The 20,330-nt window shown below is 69.4% G+C and carries 16 protein-coding genes; 6 read left to right on the top strand and 10 right to left on the bottom strand.

Annotation, left to right across the window (positions count from 1 at the left end; translation table 11 throughout):
• Positions 1 to 48 precede the first annotated feature (48 nt).
• The 3 genes from HCC78_RS13715 to HCC78_RS13705 are packed head-to-tail and all read left to right on the top strand — an operon-like array spanning position 49 to position 3,378.
• A complete protein-coding gene (locus HCC78_RS13715) occupies positions 49 to 1,167 on the top strand; it encodes a hypothetical protein (protein ID WP_172329355.1) in 1,119 nt (372 codons plus the stop codon).
• Complete coding sequence (locus HCC78_RS13710; RefSeq protein WP_172329354.1) at positions 1,164 to 2,258, top strand: hypothetical protein; 1,095 nt, start codon at positions 1,164 to 1,166, stop codon at positions 2,256 to 2,258. The genes HCC78_RS13715 and HCC78_RS13710 overlap by 4 nt, the downstream gene beginning before the upstream one ends.
• A gap of 1 nt (position 2,259) precedes the next feature.
• Complete coding sequence (locus tag HCC78_RS13705) at positions 2,260 to 3,378, top strand: hypothetical protein (protein ID WP_172329353.1); 1,119 nt, start codon at positions 2,260 to 2,262, stop codon at positions 3,376 to 3,378.
• On the opposite strand, the gene HCC78_RS13700 is transcribed toward HCC78_RS13705, so the two are convergent.
• Genes HCC78_RS13700 through HCC78_RS13690 form a run of 3 tightly spaced genes read right to left on the bottom strand, consistent with a single transcriptional unit; the run spans position 3,347 to position 6,600 of the window.
• On the bottom strand, positions 3,347 to 4,729 hold the full coding sequence (locus HCC78_RS13700; protein WP_371743831.1) for a cytochrome P450: 1,383 nt from the start codon (positions 4,727 to 4,729) through the stop codon (positions 3,347 to 3,349). The two genes, HCC78_RS13705 and HCC78_RS13700, sit on opposite strands and share 32 nt — an antisense overlap.
• Entirely contained in the window at positions 4,726 to 5,853 is a 1,128-nt protein-coding gene (locus tag HCC78_RS13695) for a hypothetical protein (protein ID WP_172329352.1), read from the bottom strand. The genes HCC78_RS13700 and HCC78_RS13695 overlap by 4 nt, the downstream gene beginning before the upstream one ends.
• 3 nt (positions 5,854 to 5,856) lie before the next feature.
• Complete coding sequence (locus HCC78_RS13690) at positions 5,857 to 6,600, bottom strand: cytochrome c biogenesis CcdA family protein (RefSeq protein WP_172329351.1); 744 nt, start codon at positions 6,598 to 6,600, stop codon at positions 5,857 to 5,859.
• A gap of 93 nt (positions 6,601 to 6,693) precedes the next feature.
• On the opposite strand from HCC78_RS13690, the gene HCC78_RS13685 reads away from it, so the two are divergent.
• Positions 6,694 to 6,948 carry a sulfurtransferase TusA family protein gene (locus HCC78_RS13685; protein WP_172329350.1) on the top strand — a complete coding sequence of 85 codons (255 nt, stop codon included), beginning with the start codon at positions 6,694 to 6,696 and terminating at the stop codon, positions 6,946 to 6,948.
• A 1,016-nt stretch (positions 6,949 to 7,964) separates the two neighbouring features.
• Here the strand turns inward: HCC78_RS13685 and HCC78_RS13680 are convergent.
• The 6 genes from HCC78_RS13680 to purC all read right to left on the bottom strand — a co-directional run bounded on the left by HCC78_RS13680 (position 7,965) and on the right by purC (position 16,619).
• Positions 7,965 to 11,186 (bottom strand): ribonuclease E/G, encoded by a 3,222-nt coding sequence (locus HCC78_RS13680; protein WP_172329349.1) that lies wholly within the window; start codon positions 11,184 to 11,186, stop codon positions 7,965 to 7,967.
• A 418-nt stretch (positions 11,187 to 11,604) separates the two neighbouring features.
• Positions 11,605 to 12,939: a sigma-54 dependent transcriptional regulator gene (locus tag HCC78_RS13675; RefSeq protein ID WP_172329348.1), complete on the bottom strand. Its 1,335-nt coding sequence runs from the start codon at positions 12,937 to 12,939 to the stop codon at positions 11,605 to 11,607.
• A 3-nt stretch (positions 12,940 to 12,942) separates the two neighbouring features.
• Positions 12,943 to 14,745, bottom strand: coding sequence for an ATP-binding protein (locus HCC78_RS13670; protein ID WP_172329347.1), 1,803 nt, complete (start codon positions 14,743 to 14,745; stop codon positions 12,943 to 12,945).
• A gap of 70 nt (positions 14,746 to 14,815) precedes the next feature.
• On the bottom strand, positions 14,816 to 15,487 hold the full coding sequence (gene purQ, locus HCC78_RS13665) for a phosphoribosylformylglycinamidine synthase subunit PurQ (RefSeq protein WP_172329346.1): 672 nt from the start codon (positions 15,485 to 15,487) through the stop codon (positions 14,816 to 14,818).
• Positions 15,487 to 15,726, bottom strand: coding sequence for a phosphoribosylformylglycinamidine synthase subunit PurS (purS, locus tag HCC78_RS13660; protein ID WP_172329345.1), 240 nt, complete (start codon positions 15,724 to 15,726; stop codon positions 15,487 to 15,489). Before purS ends, purQ begins: the two co-directional genes overlap by 1 nt.
• Positions 15,727 to 15,860: 134 nt before the next feature.
• Positions 15,861 to 16,619: a phosphoribosylaminoimidazolesuccinocarboxamide synthase gene (gene purC, locus HCC78_RS13655; protein ID WP_172329344.1), complete on the bottom strand. Its 759-nt coding sequence runs from the start codon at positions 16,617 to 16,619 to the stop codon at positions 15,861 to 15,863.
• A 158-nt stretch (positions 16,620 to 16,777) separates the two neighbouring features.
• Between purC and HCC78_RS13650 the strand changes: the two genes are divergently transcribed.
• Positions 16,778 to 17,092 (top strand): DUF1476 domain-containing protein, encoded by a 315-nt coding sequence (locus HCC78_RS13650; RefSeq protein ID WP_172329343.1) that lies wholly within the window; start codon positions 16,778 to 16,780, stop codon positions 17,090 to 17,092.
• Positions 17,093 to 17,209: 117 nt separating this feature from the next.
• Complete coding sequence (locus tag HCC78_RS13645) at positions 17,210 to 19,177, top strand: phosphatidylglycerol lysyltransferase domain-containing protein (protein ID WP_172329342.1); 1,968 nt, start codon at positions 17,210 to 17,212, stop codon at positions 19,175 to 19,177.
• Positions 19,178 to 19,198: 21 nt separating this feature from the next.
• On the opposite strand, the gene HCC78_RS13640 is transcribed toward HCC78_RS13645, so the two are convergent.
• Entirely contained in the window at positions 19,199 to 20,278 is a 1,080-nt protein-coding gene (locus tag HCC78_RS13640) for a PA0069 family radical SAM protein (protein WP_172329341.1), read from the bottom strand.
• Positions 20,279 to 20,330: the final 52 nt, after the last annotated feature.

Genomic DNA, 20,330 nt, shown 5'->3' with positions numbered 1-20,330 from the left:
GCGGGAAACTTGCTGAACCCCGGAGGCGAAGCTGTCCGGAACCATGCAATGCCCGATCCCCTCTGCCTCGTCCTCGCCGGTGCGGTCCTGCCCGAGGCCTCGGAATTCCGCCGCCAGCACGTGCGCAAGCCGCAGCGGCGGAGCGAGCACTATATCGAGCGCTATGACCGGCGCACCCTGTTCTATGACTGCGTCTACCGCGGGGACGAGGGCGAATACCTCTTCACCGCGCCGCGCTTCCTCAACCTGTGGCCGGAATTCCGCGACCGGCTGCGGCTTGACGGCGAGCCGGTCAAGGGGCTGAGCCGCCGCTGGTCGGCGAAATACGAGCAGGTCTCCATCAAGGCGCCGCGCGGCACGGTCTCGCTCGACTGGCCCGGCGGCTGGCAGATCGCCCCGCGCCCTGACATCTCGGACCGTTTTGCCGGGCTGAACGCGGTGGTCACAATGAACCGCGACAACGACCTGGACTGGATCCGCAGATGGCTTGGCCATCTGGCGGAAGTCCACGGGCTGGAGGCCGCGCTGATCTACGACAACGGTTCGACCGCCTACACGGCCGCGCAGCTGGCCGCGGCGATCGCCTCGGTGCCGGGGCTGAAGGCGACCGCCGTTCTGGTGGCCGACTATCCCTACGGGCCGCGCGATTCCGGCAAGGGCTTCGAGGTGCGGCCGAAATTCCTGCAGCCGGCGCTGATGAACCTCGCCCGCACCGACGTGCTGCGCAAGGCGCGCGCCGTGCTGAACGCCGATATCGACGAAATCGTGCTGAAGCGCGGCAGCCAGACCGTGTTCGACGCCGCGCTGGCCAGCCGCCTCGGCGCCGTCCGCCTGCCCGGCAGCTGGGCCTATCCGCGCGACGAGGATCCCGCGCCCTGCCCGCACCGCTACAACATCTGGCGCCCGGCCAAGCCGCGCCCCTCCAACCCGAAATGGTGCGCGGCGCCCAGCGGGCTGCTGAGCCGCATGGGCTGGTTCGTCCACCATGTCGGCGGCGAGGTCTTCCGCCTGCTGCCCGCGCGCGAGGACCTGGCCTTCATCCATTGCCGAGGCACCTCGACCGGCTGGAAGGGCGGGCGCTTCAAGTCGCCGGCCGGGCTGGTCCGCGACCCCGAGCTGGAGGCGCTGATGGACCGCCACTTTTCCGCAGAGGGAGGCCGGGCATGACCTTCATCCATGTCGAGACGCTCAGGGGCCTGCGCCTGCCCGAGGCCTCGCCGCACCGGCGCGAGCACGTGCTGCCGCCGCAGCGGCGCAATGCCGACTACCTGGCGCGCTACGACGACCGCACGCTGTTCTACGATGCCGTGGCGCTGGATCCGCGGCGCGTGCTGGTCACCGCGCCCGTGCCCTACAACCTGAAGCCGCTGCTGGAGGGCGGGTTCCGCTGGGACGGCAAGCCCGCGCGCCGCCCGCGCATCTGGCAGAACGCCCGCACCGAACAGCTGCTGCTGCGCCGCGCGGGCGAGCGCCTGGACTTCGAACTCGACGGCACCGCCATGCCCGTCCATGTCCGCGCCAGCGTTGCCCACCGCTTTGCCGGTCTGAACGCGCTGGTCGTGGTCAACAAGGACAACGACCTCGACTGGTTCCGCAGCTGGCTGGGCTACTACATCCGCTCCCACGGGCTGCAGGCGCTGGTGGTCTACGACAACGAATCCGCACGCTACGCGCCGGAAGACCTGGCCGCCGCCGCCGCGGAAACCGGGCTGGAGGCGGTGGCGGTCTATACTGCCCCCTTCCCCTACGGACCGCCGGTCAAGGACGGGCCGGCCGGGCGGAACGGGCGGCTGCTGCAGACCTCCCTGCTGAACCTCGCGCGGCGCGACGTGCTGTCCCGCGCCCGCGCGGTGCTGAATGTGGATGTCGACGAGGTCGTCCATGTGCGCGACGGCGCCTCGGTCTTCGACATGGCCGCTGCAAAGCGCTTCGGGTTCGTCAAGATCCACGGCTCCTGGGTCTATCCGGCCGAGGGCGCCGAACTGCCCGCCCCGCACAAGGCGCATGTCCGCCGCGGCGAGCCCGACCACCGCTGCAACCAGAAATGGTGCACCCGGCCCGACTCCCTGCTCAGCCGCCTCGGCTGGACGCCGCACCGGGTGGGCGAGCGCTTCGTCCGTCTGGAAAAGGCCAGCAAGGCCGCCTGGCTGTACCACTGCAAGGGCACCTCGACCGGCTGGAAGAAGAAGCGGTTCGACCTGCCGGAAGATATCGTGGTATCGCCGGAGCTGCAGTCCTTCTTCTCCGACTGGCCATGACATGACCCAGACCGACGTCACCATCGTGCCCCTCGCGGGCTACCGCCTGCCCGAAACCGCCGCGCTCAGGCGCGACTACACCCGACCGCCCGAGCGGCGCAGCGAATACTACCTGGCCGAATATGACGACCGGACGGTGTTCTACGACTGCGTCCATCTCGCGCGCGAGGGCGGCTATCTCTTCACTGCGCCGCGCTTCCTCAACCTGTGGAGCCATTTCCGCGGCGGGCTGAAGATCGGCGGCAAGCCCGCCGGACGCCTGCGCCGGGTGAAGTGGCTGCGCTGCGAGCAGGCCTTCCTGAAGGCCCCCGAGGGGCGCCTGACGCTCGATATCGCAGGCGAAACCGTGGAAATCGTGCCGCGCAAGGGGCTGGCCGAAGACTTCGCGGGGCTGAACGCGCTGGTCGCGGTGTCCAAGAACAACCGGCTCGACTGGATTGCCAACTGGGCGCGGTTCCATGCCGCCGATCACGGCGCGGACGCGATGGCGCTCTTCGACAACGGCTCCACCGACTACACTCTGGAGGAGCTGGCGGAGGCGGTGCGCGGAACTGGGCTGAAGCGCGCGGTGATCTATTCGGCGCCCTTCCCCTACGGCCCGGCCGACAAGTCCGGCCGCTTCGACGTCAGCCCGCGCTTCTTCCAGTCGGCGATGCTGAACCTGGCGCGGCGCGATGCGCTCGACCGCTCCCGCGCGGTGCTGTCGATCGACATCGACGAGCTTGTGCTGGGGCCCGAGGGAAAGTCGGTCTTCGACATGGCGGCCGGCCATCCGCTGGGCATGGTGACGATCCAGGGGTCCTGGGTGTTCCCCGCCGAAACCACCGAGGGCCCCGCGCCGCAGCAGGCCCATGTGTGGCGCGCCGTGCCCGACAGGAAGTGCAACCGCAAATGGTGCATGACGCCCCGCGGGCCGATGAGCCGCGCCTTCGGCTGGGCCGTCCACCAGATCGGCGGGATCACCCAGAACCTCTTCACCATGCAGGGGAAATTCCGCCTGGCGCATTGCCGGGCCTGTTCCACCGGCTGGAAGAAGAACCGCTTCCGCTTCCCCGACGAGATGGAGCGCGACTCCGCGCTCGTCGCTCTCATGACCCGTCACTTCGGCGGCGCGGGCTGAACGTCACCGACAGGGGCGGCTCGGCGCGCAGCGTCAGCCGCGCGAAGGGCCGCGGGCGCGGTCCGGCCGGGCGCAGCGCCCAGTCGCGGCAGATCATGGCGGCCAGCAGGACCAGCTCCGCCATCGCCAGCCCTGCGCCGGGACAGGCCCGCGGTCCGGCCGAGAACGGCAGGAAGGCCGCTTTGCGCGCCTCTGCCTGCGCCGGATCGCTCCAGCGGCCGGGGCGGAAGCCATCCGGGTCCGGCCAATGGCCTTCGTGCCGGTGCAGATGCCAGGGCGAGATCACGATCTGCGCCCCCGCCGGAATGTCGCGGCCGCGGAAAAGCTCCGGCTTCGCCGTCTCGCGCAGCAGCATCGGCAGCGGCGGATAGAGCCTGAGCGCCTCGCGCGCCACCGCCCGCGTGCGCTCCAGCTGCGACAGCACCGCGTGATCCGCCGACCCGCCGGACAGCGCCCGCTCCGCCTCCTCCGCCACCGCCGCCTGCTCCGCCGGGTGCAAGGCCAGGAGGTAGAGCATCCAGGCCAGCGCCGCGGCGGAGGTCTCGTGCCCCGCCAGGAGCAGCGTGGTCACCTGGTCGACCAGCTCGACCTTCTCCATCTGCAGCCCGGTTTCCGGATCGCGCGCCTCCAGCAGGCGGCCGACCAGATCGCCCTGCGCCTTGCCCTTGGCCCGCGCCCCGCGGTGCCGCGCCACCAGCCGGGCGACCATCTTGCGCAGCTCCCGCGCCGCCTCGCGCGTGGCCGGCTTGAGCGCGGGCGCCCGGCGACGGAGACGCGGAAAGACCGCCGCCAGCGACACCAGGGGCGCGCTCGCCTGGTAGGCATCGAACACGGCAAGGAGCTGCGCGGCCTCGTCTTCCTCCACCGGGCGGGAGACCAGCAGGCGGAACATCACGTCCGCCGTCAGCCGGCGGCAGAAGGCCTCGAGCGCGACCGGGGCGGCGCGGTTCTCCAGCGTCTCCAGCCGTGCCAGGGCCGCCTGCCCGGCCCAGTGGACATGCGGCAGCGCGCGGCGCGGCTCGATCTCCAGCAGCGGGGCGACGGTCCGCGCCTGACGGGCCCAGTCCGCCCCCTCGGAGAGGAACAGCCCGTTGCCCAGCAGCGGCCCGAGCACCCCGGCCAGATGCGGAGATTTCGGGAAATCGTCCGGCCGGTCCTGCAGCACGGTGCGGACCAGGCCCGGATCGTTGACGACATAGGACCGGAAGAACGGCGTGCGGAACTCGGCCATCTTGGCGCGGTAGAGCCGCGGCGACTGGGCCGACAGGATGTCCTTCCTCAGCAGCGCCAGGAAGCGCAGCGCGCCGATCCGCCCGCCGCGGCCCGGCGGTTTCGGCGGCAGCACGCTCACCGCGCCGCCTCCGGCCGCAAGTCCCGCGCGATCCGGCCAGGAGACGGCGCGCGCCCGGCGAACGCTTCGGCCAGGGGCAGCGGTCCGCAGGAGGTGCGGAACCAGTCGAAGCCCGAGGGATCGTCGAAGGCGCAGAGATACTGGTGGTGGCGGCGGAAGAACCGGAGTCTCATGGCCTTCCGTCTCGCCGGGGACAGGCTGCGCGAGAAGGCCGCCGAAAGGACCAGCGGCCCGCCTCCCGCCCCGGAGACCGCCGCCGGGTCGCAGAGCGCGAAGCTGCAGGGATCGCCGGGCGCGCTGACATCGACCCAGGGCGTGCCGCCAGAGGCCACCGTGGCCAGGTCCCGCCTCAGCCAGCCGCCCTTGGGAAGCAGGCTGACCATCGGGATCGACTGGCCCAGCGTCAGCAGCGGCGGCCGGTCCGCAACGGCCAGCCGTGCCGCCGCCGCGACCGCCAGCCCGGCGCCGGAGGAATGGCCGACGAGCAGCACCTCCTCCGCCTCGCTCCCGGCCGCGCGGATGGCATCGGCGAAGCGGTCCAGCCGGTCCACCAGCGCGGGACCGAGCGCGCCGCCATCCCGGCACCAGAAATGGATGTCGGCGATCAGATAGGACACGTAGAGCGCGCGGTCGGCCCGCTTGAAGAGCCCGGCCTCGACCCAGATGGCAGCAGCGGCGAGGGCCGTGCCCAGCCAGGGACCGGCAAGCCGCAAGAGGATCGCCGCGGCGGCCATGAGCAGCAGGACGCGCAGCGCCAGCACCGCCATCGGGAACAGGCAGGCCAGCACCGGCCCCTTGCGCAGCCGCCAGAGCGCCGCCGCCGCGCCGTTGCCCAGATAGGTCCGCAGGATGGTCCCGATCCGCGCCGCCATCTTGCCGGGTCCGGCCGACATCTCCGGCAGCACCAGGTCGGACCAGCCCAGCACGCGGAATTCGGTCTCCGTCACGCGGCCGTCCTCCTCGAAGCGCGCCCGCCAGCGGTCAGGCCCGGCGCCGGGCAGCATCTCCAGCCGGTAGCCCGCTATCGCGGCCTGGGCGGGCGCCTCGCGGCGGAAAAGCTCGCGGTAGCGCCGCGCCGGGTTCGGGTCGAAGCCCGGCAGGAAGAAGACCAGCCGGTCCGCCATTGGCTAGCCGAGCAGCGCCAGGCCGGGGAATTTCTCCAGAAGCCAGTAGGAAAACGCCGTGAACTGCCCGGTCAGCATCATCAGTCCGACGGTCCACAGGAGCAGGCCCATGATCCGCTCGATCTGCTCCATGTGGCGCTTCATCCAGACCAGCACGCGGCTTTGCGGCCCGAGGAAAGCGGCAACCAGAAGGAACGGGATGCCGAGGCCGAGCGCATAGACCCCGAGCAGGACCGTGCCCCGGGCGATCGAGGCCTCGGAGGCTGCCAGCGACAGGATCGCACCCAGCTGCGGGCCGATGCATGGCGTCCAGCCGAAGGCGAAGGCGAGGCCGAGGACGTATGCCCCCAGCGCCGAGCCGCCCTGATCGCCCGCTTCGACGCGCAGTTCCCGGTTGAGGAAGGGCATGCGCAGGATGCCGAGGAAATGCAGGCCGAAGACCATCACGATCAGCCCGGCGATGGCCGAGAACATCTCCTGGTTCTGCAGGAAGAAGGCGCCGAAGGCCGAGGCGGTGAAGCCGAGGAACAGGAAGACCGTCGAGAGCCCCAGCACGAAGAACAGCGCCGCCAGGATCACCCTGCCGCGGGCCTGGCCGAACTCGCCGACCGAGACCCCTGACATGTAGGCCAGATAGGGCGGCACGATCGGCAGCACGCAAGGCGACAGGAAGGACACCATGCCGGCGATGGCAGAGGCGAAAATGGCGGGCAGCAGCGCCGCGTCGATGATCTCGATTCCGAACATGCCATCAGGTCTAGGGGCAAACCGTGAAAAGGTCACGGCGCGCCGCGTCACTTTCATGTGGAATTCCGAAACACGCGGCGCTAGCCCGGGGACATGACCGCCCTGCCCGTTCCGGACCTGACCATCGACGCCATCGGCCTGCGCTGCCCGCTGCCGGTGCTGCGCGCGCGAAAGCGGCTGGAGGCGCTGGCTCCCGGACAGGTGCTATGCCTGCTGGCCGACGACCCGATGGCGGCGATCGACCTGCCGCATTTCTGCCATGAGGCGGGACATGTCTTCCTGTCGGCGGAAGAAACCCCGGACGGGCTGCGGCTCCTGCTGCGCAAGGGCGCGCCCGGCCCGGGCTGACCGGACGGCCCGAGGGCGCGCATGGCGAAGGCCGGTGCGCATCGGCTGCCCAGTGGGAGCACCGGGAACGTCGCGCCCTACGGCAGGACGCGGATCGACCGGCCCCGGGACGCGATCCCGCCTCTCGCCCGCGGCACCCGGATTGCCGCCGGTTTGCCCGCTCGCTGCAGGATGTCCGCACTTCGGACCGGACGGATCGGACGGATCGGAGCGCCATCGCATGCGGCCCTTGGGGCAGGCGCGATGCTGCCCCGAGGGCCGCTCCATCCGGGCACCGATTGAACTTGGCCTCCAAAAGTAACGCCATTTGCCGGCCGCCGACGCCACGGCCGGGCCCGCTGGATTCTTGCCGCAGGCGCGGCGACGATGCATCGGCCGGACCCGAGGGCACAGCGCAGGAGCCCGATGGTCTGGGGAGCGGCTCCGCGCCCCCAACCCGGCCAATCGACAGGAGTCGGCCAACATGGCGACCGCAATCCTGCCTCCGGAGCTGCATTGAGTGGCACAACACCGGCCCGGATGGCCCGGGAGACGCCTGCCGGGCGCACCGGCTGCAGCCCCGGCCATGGGCGGCGAGAGAACTGGCGAAGCATATGCAAAGCCCCGCAGGGGCCAAGCCAGGCACTTGCCGTGTCGGCGGACGATATGTCGGCCACTGGCTAGCGAGCTGCGGAGCTGTCTCGCGAGACCGCAGGCGGGAAACCGGTCCATGCCTGCGGTGCGGACGCCGTGGCGCCCGGCTGGCCTCTGATCCCCCGTCAATCGCACATCGCGCTGCGGAACGCGGGACACTCCGAACGGCGACCTTGGCTCTTCCTTCGCGCCGTCCCGCCGACGGCATCGGCCAAGCCCCCATCCCCGGCTGGTCCATTCCCGCCGATGAGTTCCGCGGCGCCGATGGCATGCAGCGCGGGCAAGCGGCGGAGCCGGCCCCGCGCCCGCGGCGGGCGGAGCAGCAAAAGGAAAGGCCGCCGCGGTTTCCCGCGGCGGCCCTCCCATTTCCGTTCTGCCAGCCGTCAGCCGACCGACCACCAGCCGCGGCGCTTCGGCTTGGACACATCGCTGTCGGCCTCTGCCGGCTCGAGCTCGGGCACGGCCTCGGCCTCCGGCGCAACTTCGGCCTCCGGCACAGCTTCGCCGGTGTCTGCCACCGCTTCGGGTTCCGCCTCGGCTTCCGGTTCTGCCGGCACCTCGGCAGCGGCCTCGGCAACAGGCTCGGCTGCCGCGGGTTCTTCCGCCGGAGCCTCCTCTGCAGGCGCTTCCGCCACCGGCTCCGCCGCTGCGGGTTCGGCTCCAGGTTCGGCTGCAGCTTCCAGTTCGGCCGGGACTTCCGCGACATCCCCTTCGGCTGCAGCAGCCGGTTCTTCCGCGGCAGGCGCCTCGGCGGCCTCCGCAGGTGCCTCCTCGGCCGGAGCGGCCTCTTCGGTCACGGTCTCCGAGGCAGCAGCAGCCTCTGCAGGTGCTTCCGCGGCTGCAGGCAGTTCGGCCTCGTCGCCGGACTCGCCGTCACCGGCCTGGTCCTGGTCCTGGTCGTCGCCCGAGCGCTTGCGGCCCCGACCGCCACGGCGGCGGCGGCGGCGCTTCGGCTGGTCGTCGCCGTCGCCTGTCTCGCCGTCGGACCCGGAATCTCCGTCTTCGCCGTCATCGGCGCTTTCGGAACCGTCATCGCCGTCGTCGGACTGGCTGTCGCCGTCATACCCGGACTCGTCGCCGTTCGGACCGCCCTTGCGGCGGCGGCGGCGGCGGCGGCGGCGCTTCGGCTGGCCGTCGTCCCCGTCGGAGTCCCGGTCTTCGGCAGGTTCGGAGCGGCCGGTTTCCTGCTGCTCTTCTTCCTGTTCCTGGACGTCCTCTTCCTCGATCTCAAGTTCCGGAAGATCGGAAGTGTCGACCGAGATCACCGGCGCGGAGGGCACCGGAACCGTGCGCGAGGCCGTCTTGAACCGCTCGACGGTGAAGTCGGGGTTGATCAGCGACGGGTCCGCCTCGATCCGGACCGACAGGCCGTAGCGCATCTCGATGTTCGCGATATGCACCCGCTTGTTGTTCATCAGGTAGTTGGCGATGCCCACCGGGCATTTCACCAGCACCTCGCGCGAACGGCGGCGCACGCCCTCTTCCTCGATCTGGCGCAGGATCGACAGCGCCAGGCTGTCATCCGAGCGGATCAGGCCAGTGCCGTGGCAGTGGTGGCAGGGCTGGGTCGTCGCCTCGATCATGCCGGGGCGCAGGCGCTGGCGCGACATCTCCATCAGGCCGAAGCCCGAGATGCGGCCGACCTGGATGCGCGCGCGGTCGGTCTTCAGCTTGTCCTTGAAGCGCTTCTCGACGGCGGCGTTGTTCTTGCGCTCCTCCATGTCGATGAAGTCGATCACGATCAGGCCGGCGAGGTCGCGCAGGCGCAGCTGGCGCGCCACCTCGTCGGCGGCCTCCAGGTTCGTGTTCAGCGCGGTCTGCTCGATCGAGCCTTCCTTGGTCGCCTTGCCGGAGTTCACGTCGATGGCGACCAGCGCCTCGGTGACGCCGATCACGATATAGCCGCCGGATTTCAGCCGCACGACCGGATTGAACATACCGTCGAGATAGCTTTCCACCTGATGGCGCGCGAAGAGCGGCAGCGGATCGGTGTACTGCTGCACGTTCTTTGCATGGGACGGCATGATCATCTTCATGAAGTCCTTGGCGTTGCGGTAGCCCGCCTCGCCCTCGACCAGGACTTCCTCGATCTCGCGGTTGTAGAGGTCGCGGATCGAGCGCTTGATCAGGTCGCCCTCTTCGTAGATCTTGGCGGGCGCGAAGGATTTCAGCGCCAGCTGGCGGATCTGCTCCCACAGCCGCTGCAGGTATTCGTAGTCGCGCTTGATCTCCGACTTGGTGCGCTTGGCGCCCGCGGTGCGGATGATCAGGCCCGCGCCTTCCGGCACGTCCAGCTCGGTCGCGATCTGCTTGAGCTTCTTGCGGTCGGCTGCCTGGGTGATCTTGCGGGAGATCCCGCCGCCGCGCGCGGTGTTCGGCATCAGCACGCAGTAGCGGCCCGCCAGAGACAGGTAGGTCGTCAGCGCGGCGCCCTTGTTGCCGCGCTCTTCCTTGACCACCTGGACCAGCATGATCTGCCGGACCTTGATGACTTCCTGGATCTTGTAGCGGCGCGGACGCGGCTTCTGGCTGCGCGGGCGGCGCGCTTCCTCGACCTCTTCCTCGATGTCGTCGGTCTCGACTTCCTCGATCGTGTCGTCGTGCTCGGCCTCTTCCGGCTCGTTCTCGTGGAGCGGAACCTCGGACTGGTCCTCGGCCTCGGCGGGCTCCTGCGAGGTCACGAAATCGGCGGGACCGGAGGCAGCCATGTAGCTAGGCGGCGTCGGATCGCGCGGCTCTTCGGACTCTTCCGCAGCCTCTTCGGGCGCAGCGTCTTCCCCGGCGGCGGGCGCTTCGGCGGTCTCTTCCGCTGCCGGCGGCTCTTCTGCCTCCGCAGGGGCGTCTTCTGCCACGGCTTCTTCGGCTGCGGCTCCGGCCGCAGGCTCTTCCGCGGCGGGCTCGGCTTCAGGTGCGGCTTCGGCTTCCGGCACGGCCTCCGCAGCCGCCGCTTCTCCGGCAGCCGCGGCAGGCAAGATCGGGATCTCGACGGCTTCCGCGGAAACCTCCGCAGGCTCCGCAACGGCCTCGGCCGCCTCGACGGGCGCAGGGGACTCGGTTTCGGCGGCAGGCGCATCGAAAACGGCCATGGAGCTGTCATCGGACTCCACGGATGCAAGCAGCGGATCTTCCTCCGGGGAGAGATCCACGACATCCATGCCCGGAATGGCGCGCTCCTCGCGCTTGCCGCCGGAGGATTTCCGCGGCTTCGACGGCTTCGCGTCGTCATTGTCGCGCGACTTGGACCGCGTGCGGCGGCGCGACTTGCGCTGGCCCTCGGCCTCGCCGTCCTCGTCGTCGCGGTCCTTCAGCGATTCCGCATAGGCGCGTTCCTCGGCCATCAGCGCTTCGCGGTCGGCCACCGGGATCTGGTAGTAATCCGGGTGGATCTCCGAAAACGCCAGGAATCCATGGCGATTCCCGCCGTAATCGACGAATGCGGCCTGAAGCGACGGCTCTACGCGCGTGACTTTTGCCAGGTAGATATTGCCAGCCAGCTGGCGCTTGTTCTCGGACTCAAAGTCGAATTCCTCGACCTTGCTGCCGTCGACCACGACGACCCGGGTCTCTTCCGGGTGCGTGGCATCGATGAGCATTTTCTTTGCCATTATGTCTCTTGTCACCGCCCGGATGCCGGAGGCTCTGACGCCTGGACGGCGCACGGGCGTTATGTGGGGTAGAAGCAACGGCCGGAGCGGTGGATCGGGATACAAGGCCAAGCGGCGTTCTCGCCCTCGCCTGCCCTGCCCTCAACCGATCCGGTTCCATCGCGTTTCATCCTTGGCCCGTGGTCCGGGCCGGTTCGTGGCCCGCCGGTCCAGGCCGATGCGGGCGTTTGGGTCCCCGGTAATGGGGGGTTTCGACTGGTCCGCGCCCCGCACCGGGTTTCGGCGCCAAGGGCGTCCCAGGGAAATCTATCTTCGGGACACAGGCCCGGTGTCCCACTTAAACTGCACTTTGCACGAATGACAACGACAATTTGCGCGGGACCTGCCGCAAGGGACATGTCCCGCGCAAGATTTGACGTCAGGACATGTAGTCCGACCGGGCGAGCCCGTATTTCTGCATCTTCTCGTTCAGCGTGCGGCGCGGAACGCAGAGTTCCTCCATCACCTTCGCGACGGAGCCCTTGTGGCGGCGCATGGTGTTGTCGATCAGCATCTTCTCGAAGGATTCGACATATTCCTTGAGCGGCTTGCCCTCCTGGGTCATCGCCGGGGTCAGCGCCTCGTTGTCGGCCATCAGCAGCGAGGTCAGCGTGCCCTTCTCGCGGCGCGCCTGCAGGACAGCGCGGTCGGCCATGTTCGACAGCTGCCGCAGGTTGCCCGGCCAGGGCGCCTGCATCAGCTGGGCCGCGTCCTGCGCCGACAGATCCGGCACCTCGCAGCCGTACTCCTCGGCCGCGCGCCGCATCATCTGGTTGAACAGCGTCAGGATGTCGTCGCCGCGCGCGCGCAGCGGCGGCAGGCCCAGCCGGTGGCAGCTGAGCCGGTGGAACAAGTCGGGACGCAGCCGCGCCTCCAGCGGTTCGGACAGGTCCTGCAGATTGGAAATCGCGATCACCCGCGGCGCGGTCGCCTCGTCCTCGCCATCGAGCCAGGCGACCAGCTTGACCTGCGCATCCGGGTCCAGCGCCTCGACATCCTCGAGGATCAGCGTTCCGCCCCGGGTCTCGGCCAGGATGCCCGGGCCCGCGCTGCCCTCGTCGCCGAACAGCGCCGCCGCCTGCTGGGCGGGGGAGATCGACGCACAGAAGAAGCGCTGCATCGGCTTTGTGGCGCGGGGGCCGACGGCATGGAGCGCGCGGGCGACCAGCGTCTTGCCGGTCCCTGTCTCGCCCTCGATCAGCACCGGCAGCGGCGACTGGCCGAAATCGAGGATGTCCTCGCGCAGCTGCACCATCTCGGCGCAGTTGCCCGCCAGCTGCCCGACCGGCGCGGAGCCGTCAGACAGTTCCTCGCGCAGCGCGCGGTTGTCGAGATTGGCGCGGCGCGCCTCGACGCCCTTGCGCACCAGCTCGGTCAGGCGTTCGGGATCGAAGGGCTTCTCCATGAAGTCCATCGCGCCGATGCGCATGGCCTCGACCGCCATCGGCACGTCGCCATGGCCGGTGATCATGATCACCGGCAGCCCGCTGTCGAGATGCATCAGCCGCTTGAGGAAGGACATGCCGTCCATGCCGGGCATCTTGATGTCGGTGACCACCACGCCGGGCCAGCCGTTCCTCAGGACCGCCAGCGCGTCGACCGCGCTGGGGAAGGTTTCGGTCTCGAAGCCCGAAAGGCTCAGCCACTGGCTGATCGACTGGCGCATGTCCGCCTCGTCATCGACAATGGCGATCTTTATGACCTGCTTGCTCATTCACTACTCCGCCGCGGCGTCCGGTTGGCCGGACCTTGCTTGTGGTTCAGATACGTCCGGATCGCCCATCAGCGGCAGATCCATCTTGAAAATCGCCCCGCCGCCCGATCCGTTCCGCGCCGTCAGGCGGCCGCCGAAGGACTTGACGATGGTCGACGAAATCGCGAGCCCCAGCCCGACGCCCTCTCCGGGCGGCTTGGTGGTGTAGAAGGGCTCGAAAAGGTTCTTGAGGTCGGAGATGCCGCTGCCGTTGTCGCGCACCGACAGCGTCGCCACATCGCCCTGGCTGAGGACGATGTCGACCATCGGCTCCTCCGCCCCGGCGGTGGCGTCGAGCGCGTTGCGCAGCAGGTTGACCAGCACCTGCTCGATCCGCACCGGGTCGGCCATGACCAGCACCGGATGCTCGGGCACGGTGCGGCTGATCCGGGCGGGGCTGCGGCTGAGCTGCGGCGCCATCATGTCCATCACCGAAGTCACGCAGTCGCGCAGGTCGACCTCGGACAGCTCGTCGGTCTCCTTGCGGGCATGGGCCTTGAGCTGGCGGGTGATCGAGCCCATCCGGTCGATCAGCCCGTTGATCCGGTGGAAGGAGGACAGCGCCTCCTCGGTGCGCTGGCGCTGCATCAGCAGCCGCGCGCCGGCAAGATAGGTCTTCATCGCCGCCAGCGGCTGGTTCAGCTCGTGGCTCACCGCCGCGGCCATCTCGCCGAGCGCCGCCATCTTCGAGGATTGCGCCAGAGACTGTTCGGCGACCTGCAGGCTGCGCTCGGCCCGCTCGCGCTCGGCGATCTCGGCCTGCAGCCGCTGGTTCAGCCGCCGCAGCCGGTCGGATTCCCGCGCCAGCCGCGCCGAGCGGCGGTTCGAGCTCTGCGACACCAGATAGAAGAGCAGCGCCAGCACGATGGCGAAGCCCATGACCTCCATCGCCAGCACCGCCGCCACGCGTTCGCGCACCTGGGCGAAGGACGTGTAGGAGACCAGCCGCCAGCCCTGGAAGGGCACGCGGGTTTCCTGCCGCATCATCGGCTCGCCGTCGACATAGCCGTCCGCCGCCGCCCCGGCGAAGCCGCGCAGGAAGCCCTCGGTGGAGCTCACCGTGGTCTCGAGGAAATCCGCCTCGGTCAGGCCGGTCCAGCGCGGCGTGGTCGACAGCACCACGCGCCCGGTGCTATCGAGCACGAAGACCGCATCCGACAGCCAGGCCCAGCGGGGCAGGAATTTCCTCAGGTCGACCTCGACCGCGATCACGCCCAGCGTGTCGCCGGACTGGCCCACCCGGCGGCTGTAGAAGAAGGCGGTGGCGCCCGCCTCGGTCTGCATCGCCGTGTATATGGTGTCGGAGGAGCGCAGCGCCTCGATGAAATACGGGGCGGAGCGCTGGTTCTGGCCCAGATTGGAGCGTTCTGACGAGGCCACCACCCGGCCGGAGCTGTCGAGCAGCATCAGCCGCGCCGCGCCGATCTCGTCGCGGTACTTGATCAGCAGCTGCGAGGTCTGGACGAAATCCTGCGAGGAGAGCGCGCCCAGCAGCAGCGGATCGCGCGACAGCAGGAGCGGCACGACTTCCTGGCGCTCCAGCTCGCCGATCAGGTTGCCTGAATAGAGCGCGAGGCGCACGTCTGAGCGGGCGCGGCTCGACTCGGAAAAGCGCTGGCTGAGGATCTGGTTGGTGACCCAGATCAGCCCCATGGCCGCAACGAAGAGACCGAGCACCGCAGCACGCAGCGCCCAGGTTCGGTTCGGGCCCAGCGGCGGGCGCAGCTTTTCAAGTCTCTGTGTCACGCGGGGAAGGTAGGCGCGCATCGCGGGAATTCCAAGCGCGCCCGCGCGGCGGTCCGTCCGGTAGGCGGAGCGCCGCGCGCGGATGGCTGCGTCAGGCCGAAACCAGCGACTCGGCCAGGGCCTTGAACATGGCCACGCCGTCGGTGCCGCCATGCAGCGCGTCGACCGCGCGTTCGGGATGCGGCATCAGCCCCAGCACCCGGCGGTTCGAGGACAGGACGCCGGCGATGCGGTCATCGGCGCCGTTGATGTCCTCGGCATAGCGGAAGGCGATGCGGTCCTCTGCCTCCAGCTGCGCGAGCAGGTCGCCGGTGGCGCGGTAATTGCCGTCGTGATGCGCGACCGGAATCTCGATCTTCTGGCCCTTCCCGTAACCCGAGGTGAAGATGCTGTCCGTCGTCTCGACCACGAGATCCACCGGCTTGCAGATGAATTTCAGGTTCGAGTTGCGCATCAGCGCGCCCGGCAGCAGCCCGGTCTCGGTCAGCACCTGGAAGCCGTTGCAGACGCCCAGCACGGCGCCGCCCGATTTCGCGTAGTCGACCACGGCGCGGCAGATCGGCGAATTCGCGGCGATCGCGCCGCAGCGCAGGTAGTCGCCGAAGGAGAACCCGCCCGGAATGCCGACGATGTCGACATTGTCCGGCAGCCCGCTTTCGCCGTGCCAGACCATGGTGGTCTCGGCGCCGGTCACCTCGCGGAAGGCCACCGCCATGTCGCGGTCGCAGTTCGATCCGGGAAAGACGATGACAGCGGCGCGCATCACAGGATCTCGATCTGGTAGCTTTCGATCACGGTATTGGCGAGCAGCTTCTCGCACATCGCGGTCACGCTGTGGCGCGCCGCTTCCGGATCGGTTTCGGACAGGTCCAGCTCGATCACCTTGCCCTGGCGGACGCCGCCGACGCCCTCGAAGCCGAGATTCCCGAGCGCGGTGCGCACGGCCTCGCCCTGCGGATCGAGCACACCGTTGCGCAGCATTACCATGACGCGTGCTTTCATAGTCGTCCCTTGTCGTTGTCAGCGCGGGACGGACAGCCCTGCCCGTCCGCGCAAAAGCAAAAGTAGCCCGTAGGGCGTGGCTAGCCCTCTGCGGCTTTCCGGCGGAACTGGATCACAGTCCCGCCTCCCGGCTTTCAATTGATCAGCGTCGGCTTGATCGGGGTGGCCTGCACCGGCAGGACGCCCAGGCGCTTCGCCACTTCGGAATAGGCGTCCGTGAGGCTGCCCAGATCCTGGCGGAACACGTCCTTGTCGAGCTTCTGCCCGGTCTTGACATCCCACAGCCGGCAGCTGTCGGGGCTGATCTCGTCGGCGACGATCAGGCGCTGGTAGTCGCCGTCCCAGACGCGGCCGATCTCGATCTTGAAGTCGATCAGCTTGATGCCGACGCCATGCATGACGCCCGACAGGAAGTCGTTGACGCGCAGCGCCAGCGCGATCATGTCGTCGAGATCCTGCTGGGAGGCCCATCCGAAGGCGATGATGTGCTCTTCGGTGACCAGCGGATCGCCGAGCCCGTCATCCTTGTAGCAGAATTCCACGATCGGCCGCGGCAGCGCCGTGCCTTCCTCGAGCCCCAGCCGCTTGGCGAGGCTGCCGGCCGCGCGGTTGCGGACGATGACTTCCAGCGGGATGATCTCGACGGCGCGGATCAGCTGCTCGCGCATGTTGATGCGGCGGATGAAGTGAGTCGGCACGCCGATCCCGGCGAGCCCTTCCATGAAGAATTCGGAGAGGCGGTTGTTCAGGACGCCCTTGCCCTCGATCACGTCTTTCTTCTGTGCGTTGAAGGCGGTGGCGTCATCCTTGAAGTACTGGACGAGCGTGCCGGGCTCAGGACCTTCGTAAAGGATCTTGGCCTTTCCTTCATAGACTTTCTTGCGACGTGCCATTGCGTAATCCACCTGGGAGAGAGGCGCGCGTTTGGCGCCGGGTGGCCGTCATATACGGCAAGGCCACACATCCCGCAAGGATGCGGGGAAATCCCTTGTGCGCCACATGAAAATTCCCAAATATGAAGGTGGACGCGCACTAGAAGGGAGATGGTGCCATGACCACTTTTGACCAAAGGGAAAAGGGCTTCGAGTCCATGTTCGTCCGCAGCGAGGAGATGACCTTCAAGGCCATTGCCCGCCGCGACCGCGCCCTGGCCCGCTGGGCCGGACAGCTGCTGGGCAAGTCCGACGAGGAGCTTGCCGACTATGTCGTCGAAGTGGTCCGGGCCGATATCGACGATCCGCGCCACCTGGCTGTCCTGCTCAAGATCCGCGAGGATCTGGGCGACCTGACCACCGAGGAGCAGATCAAGGAGAAAATGGTCGAGTTCTTTGCCAGCGCGAAAGCCGATCTTGCGGCGGGGACCTGATCTTAACTCCCTGTAAGGGCTGATCTCCCACGGGCCGTCCCGGGCGGCCCGCGTTAGGCATTCCTTTGGACGGCCGCCCTATCGTCCCCTCGGGTTCAGGGAACGGAGGGGACGGACATGCCACCGATCACGACGGATGCGGGCCGGGTCCGGCTTGCCTCGCCGCGCGCGCTTGGACGGGCCCTTGTCGCCCCGGTCCTGACGCTGCTGCTGCTTCTGGCCTTCCGCGACAAGCTGCTCTCCGTCGATCTCGCCGAGATGCGCGGCGCCTTCGCCCGCATCGCCCCGGCGGCCTGGCTGCAGGCGGCGGCGCTTGCCGGCCTCGGCTACTGGGCGCTCGGACGCTTCGACGCGGTGGCGCACCGGATGTTCCATACCGGCGTCGGCCAGAAACTGGCCCGCCGTGCCGGCATGGCCGCCATGGCGATATCGCAGACCTTGGGCCTCGGCATCCTGACCGGGGCGCTGGCGCGCTGGCGGATGATTCCCGGGCTCAGCCCCGCGCGCGCTCTGATGCTCTCCACCATCATGGCGGCAGGGTTCTTTGCGATCTGGGCCTGGCTCAGCATGGCGGCGCTGATGCTGCATCCCGAGCTGGAACCCGACACCGCGCTGGCCGCGCATGCCGGGTTCTGGATCACCACCGTGCTCGGCGCCGTGCTGGCGCTCTGGCCCGCCGGCCTTCCGCGGCGGCTGCGGCGGCGGCTGCGCAGCAGCGGCATCGGCATGCGCAGCGTCGCGGCCCTCACCTTCTATGCCGCGCTCGACATGCTGGCAGCGGCCGGGATCATGCATGTGCTGCTCGACGGCGCCGCCGCGGTGCCGCTGCACGTGATGGTGCCGGTCTTCCTGCTGTCGCTCGGCGCGGGGCTGATGGCCGGAACGCCCGCCGGGCTCGGCGCCTTCGAGCTGACCATGCTGTCGCTGCTGCCCTCGACCGATCCCGCGCTGCTGGTTGCCGCCATCACCGGCTACCGCCTGGTGTATTTCGCGGTTCCCGCCACGCTGGCCACGATCGCCCTCGCCGCGCCTGGGCTGATCCGGCCGAAACACGGCGCGATCGAGCTGGAATGGCGCCGCGGCGCCGAGGTCGGCTGCGCGGAGACCGAGCTGGGCCGCGCCCTGGCGGATTGCGCGCTGGCCGAGGCGCATCTCGCGCGCCAGCCCGGTCTGGGCCTGCTGTGGTCGGCCTCGCGCGGCGCGGGCGCCGTCATCGGCGTTGCAGGCCATTCGCTGGTGATGATCCGCGATCCCTTTCCCGCCGATGCCATGGCCGAAGTCGGCGAGGAGTTCCTGAACCTCGCCCGCGACCGCGGCCTCAGCCCCTGCCACTACAAGTGCGGCGCGCGCATGGCGGTGCGCGCCCGCCGCCGCGGCCACCAGGTGCTGCAGGTGGCGCGCGAGGCCTGGCTCGATCCGGCGCAATACGACATCGGCGCCCGCTCCCGCCGCCAGCTGCGCCGCAAGCTGCGCCATGCCGAGAAGGAGGGGCTGGAATTCCTGCCCGCCGATCCCGCGGCGCTGCCGCTGCCGCAGATGGCGCGGATCAATGCCGGCTGGGCGGAGGCACATGGCGGCGAGCGCGGCTTCTCCATGGGCCGGTTCCACCCCTCGATCCTGGCGCATCAGCGCATCTACCTCGCCTGGCAGGGCACCGAGCTGCGCGGCTTCGTCTCCTTCCATGCCTCGGCCGGGGAATGGACGCTGGACCTGATGCGGCCCGCCAGCGACGCCACCGACGGCACCGCGCACGGGCTGATCCATGCCGCGCTGGAAGACGCCAGGGCGCATGGCATCCCGCGCCTGTCGCTGGCTGCCGCACCCTTCGAAGGCGGCGATGCCGATCCCGAGCAGGCGGACGGCCCGCTGGCCCGGCTGCAGAAGCGGCTGGCGGGACGGACAGGCGGGCTGGGCCTCGCACGCTTCAAGGCGATGTTCGACCCGAACTGGGAACCGCTCTACATCACCGCGCCGTCGCGCTGGAAGCTGCTGCGCTCGGGAGCCGAGATCGCCCGCGCCATCGCCCATCCCGAACCGTTCCCCGATCCGCGCAAGGGCCGCGAGCCGAGCCGCTTCCGCCGCTGACCCGGCGCGGCGCGGCGGGCGTCAGAACAGGCTGAGCTGGTCGCCCGGCCGCGGCGGCACGCGGAACTGGCCGCAATCCAGCGGCGGCAGCGGGCCGTCGAGCCCGAGGCGGCGGCAGGCGATGTCGAAGCGGCGGGCCACCAGGTTGGCATGCACTCCCTCGCCCTTCATCCGCCGTCCCCAGTCCGGGCGGTAGTCGCGCCCGCCCTGGGTTTCGCGCACCCGCGCCATCACCCGCGCGGCCCGGTCCGGGAAATTCTCCTCCAGCCAGTCGCGGAACAGCCCGGACACCTCCAGCGGCAGGCGCAGCATGATCCAGCTCGCCGCCTTCGCCCCGGCGGCCCTGCCGGCCTCCAGCACGCGCTCGATCTCGTGATCGGTCAGCGCCGGGATCACCGGCGACATCATGATCCGCACCGGCACGCCTGCCCGCGACAGCCGCGCGATGGTGCCGAGCCTGCGCGCGGGCGCGGGCACCCGCGGCTCCATCTTCCGCGCCACCCCCGGATCCAGCGTCGTCACCGAAATGCCGACCTGCACCAGGTTGCGCTCGGCCAGACGGATGACGAGGTCGAGATCGCGCTCGATCAGCGTGCCCTTCGTGGTGATCGTCACCGGATGGCGGAACTCCAGCAGCACCTCGAGGATCCGGCGCATGACCTGATGCTCCTTCTCGATCGGCTGGTAGGCGTCGGTATTGGTGCCGATGGCGACCGGGCGCGGCTCGTAGCCCCGGGCCGACAGCTCCTTTGCCAGTCGTTCCGGCGCGTTCGGCTTCACCGTCAGCCGCGTCTCGAAATCCAGCCCCGGCGAGAGTCCCAGATAGGCATGGCTCGGCCGCGCATAGCAGTAGATGCAGCCATGCTCGCAGCCCCGGTAGGGGTTCACCGAACGGTCGAAGCCGATATCCGGCGACTGGTTGCGCGTGAGTATCTTGCGCGCGTCCTCGTGAACCACATGGGTGCGCAGGAAGGGCAGATCCTCGGGGATGTCCCAGCCGTCGTTGAAGGGCACATGCGCCAGCGCCTCGAAGCGCGGCGTGTCATTGGTCGCGGCGCCCCGGCCACGGCGCCTGTCGGTTGCAATTTCGTGTCTGCGCATGCGGCTCTCCATGCCGGAAGCATGGAACATTAACAGAACATTTGCAAGATCG

This window comes from Mangrovicoccus sp. HB161399 (assembly GCF_013184745.1).
Taxonomy (GTDB): Bacteria; Pseudomonadota; Alphaproteobacteria; order Rhodobacterales; family Rhodobacteraceae; genus Mangrovicoccus.
This window is presented reverse-complemented; position numbering and strand designations above follow the sequence as displayed.

Excerpts from the sequence above, each read along its gene's own strand:
- HCC78_RS13715 (WP_172329355.1), top strand. The coding sequence starts at position 49 with ATGCCCGATCCCCTCTGCCTCGTCCTCGCCGGTGCGGTCCTGCCCGAG.
- HCC78_RS13710 (WP_172329354.1), top strand. The coding sequence starts at position 1,164 with ATGACCTTCATCCATGTCGAGACGCTCAGGGGCCTGCGCCTGCCCGAG.
- HCC78_RS13705 (WP_172329353.1), top strand. The coding sequence starts at position 2,260 with ATGACCCAGACCGACGTCACCATCGTGCCCCTCGCGGGCTACCGCCTG.
- HCC78_RS13695 (WP_172329352.1), bottom strand. The coding sequence starts at position 5,853 with ATGGCGGACCGGCTGGTCTTCTTCCTGCCGGGCTTCGACCCGAACCCG.
- HCC78_RS13690 (WP_172329351.1), bottom strand. The coding sequence starts at position 6,600 with ATGTTCGGAATCGAGATCATCGACGCGGCGCTGCTGCCCGCCATTTTC.
- HCC78_RS13685 (WP_172329350.1), top strand. The coding sequence starts at position 6,694 with ATGACCGCCCTGCCCGTTCCGGACCTGACCATCGACGCCATCGGCCTG.
- HCC78_RS13680 (WP_172329349.1), bottom strand. The coding sequence starts at position 11,186 with ATGGCAAAGAAAATGCTCATCGATGCCACGCACCCGGAAGAGACCCGG.
- HCC78_RS13675 (WP_172329348.1), bottom strand. The coding sequence starts at position 12,939 with ATGAGCAAGCAGGTCATAAAGATCGCCATTGTCGATGACGAGGCGGAC.
- HCC78_RS13670 (WP_172329347.1), bottom strand. The coding sequence starts at position 14,745 with ATGCGCGCCTACCTTCCCCGCGTGACACAGAGACTTGAAAAGCTGCGC.
- purQ (WP_172329346.1), bottom strand. The coding sequence starts at position 15,487 with ATGCGCGCCGCTGTCATCGTCTTTCCCGGATCGAACTGCGACCGCGAC.
- purS (WP_172329345.1), bottom strand. The coding sequence starts at position 15,726 with ATGAAAGCACGCGTCATGGTAATGCTGCGCAACGGTGTGCTCGATCCG.
- purC (WP_172329344.1), bottom strand. The coding sequence starts at position 16,619 with ATGGCACGTCGCAAGAAAGTCTATGAAGGAAAGGCCAAGATCCTTTAC.
- HCC78_RS13650 (WP_172329343.1), top strand. The coding sequence starts at position 16,778 with ATGACCACTTTTGACCAAAGGGAAAAGGGCTTCGAGTCCATGTTCGTC.
- HCC78_RS13645 (WP_172329342.1), top strand. The coding sequence starts at position 17,210 with ATGCCACCGATCACGACGGATGCGGGCCGGGTCCGGCTTGCCTCGCCG.
- HCC78_RS13640 (WP_172329341.1), bottom strand. The coding sequence starts at position 20,278 with ATGCGCAGACACGAAATTGCAACCGACAGGCGCCGTGGCCGGGGCGCC.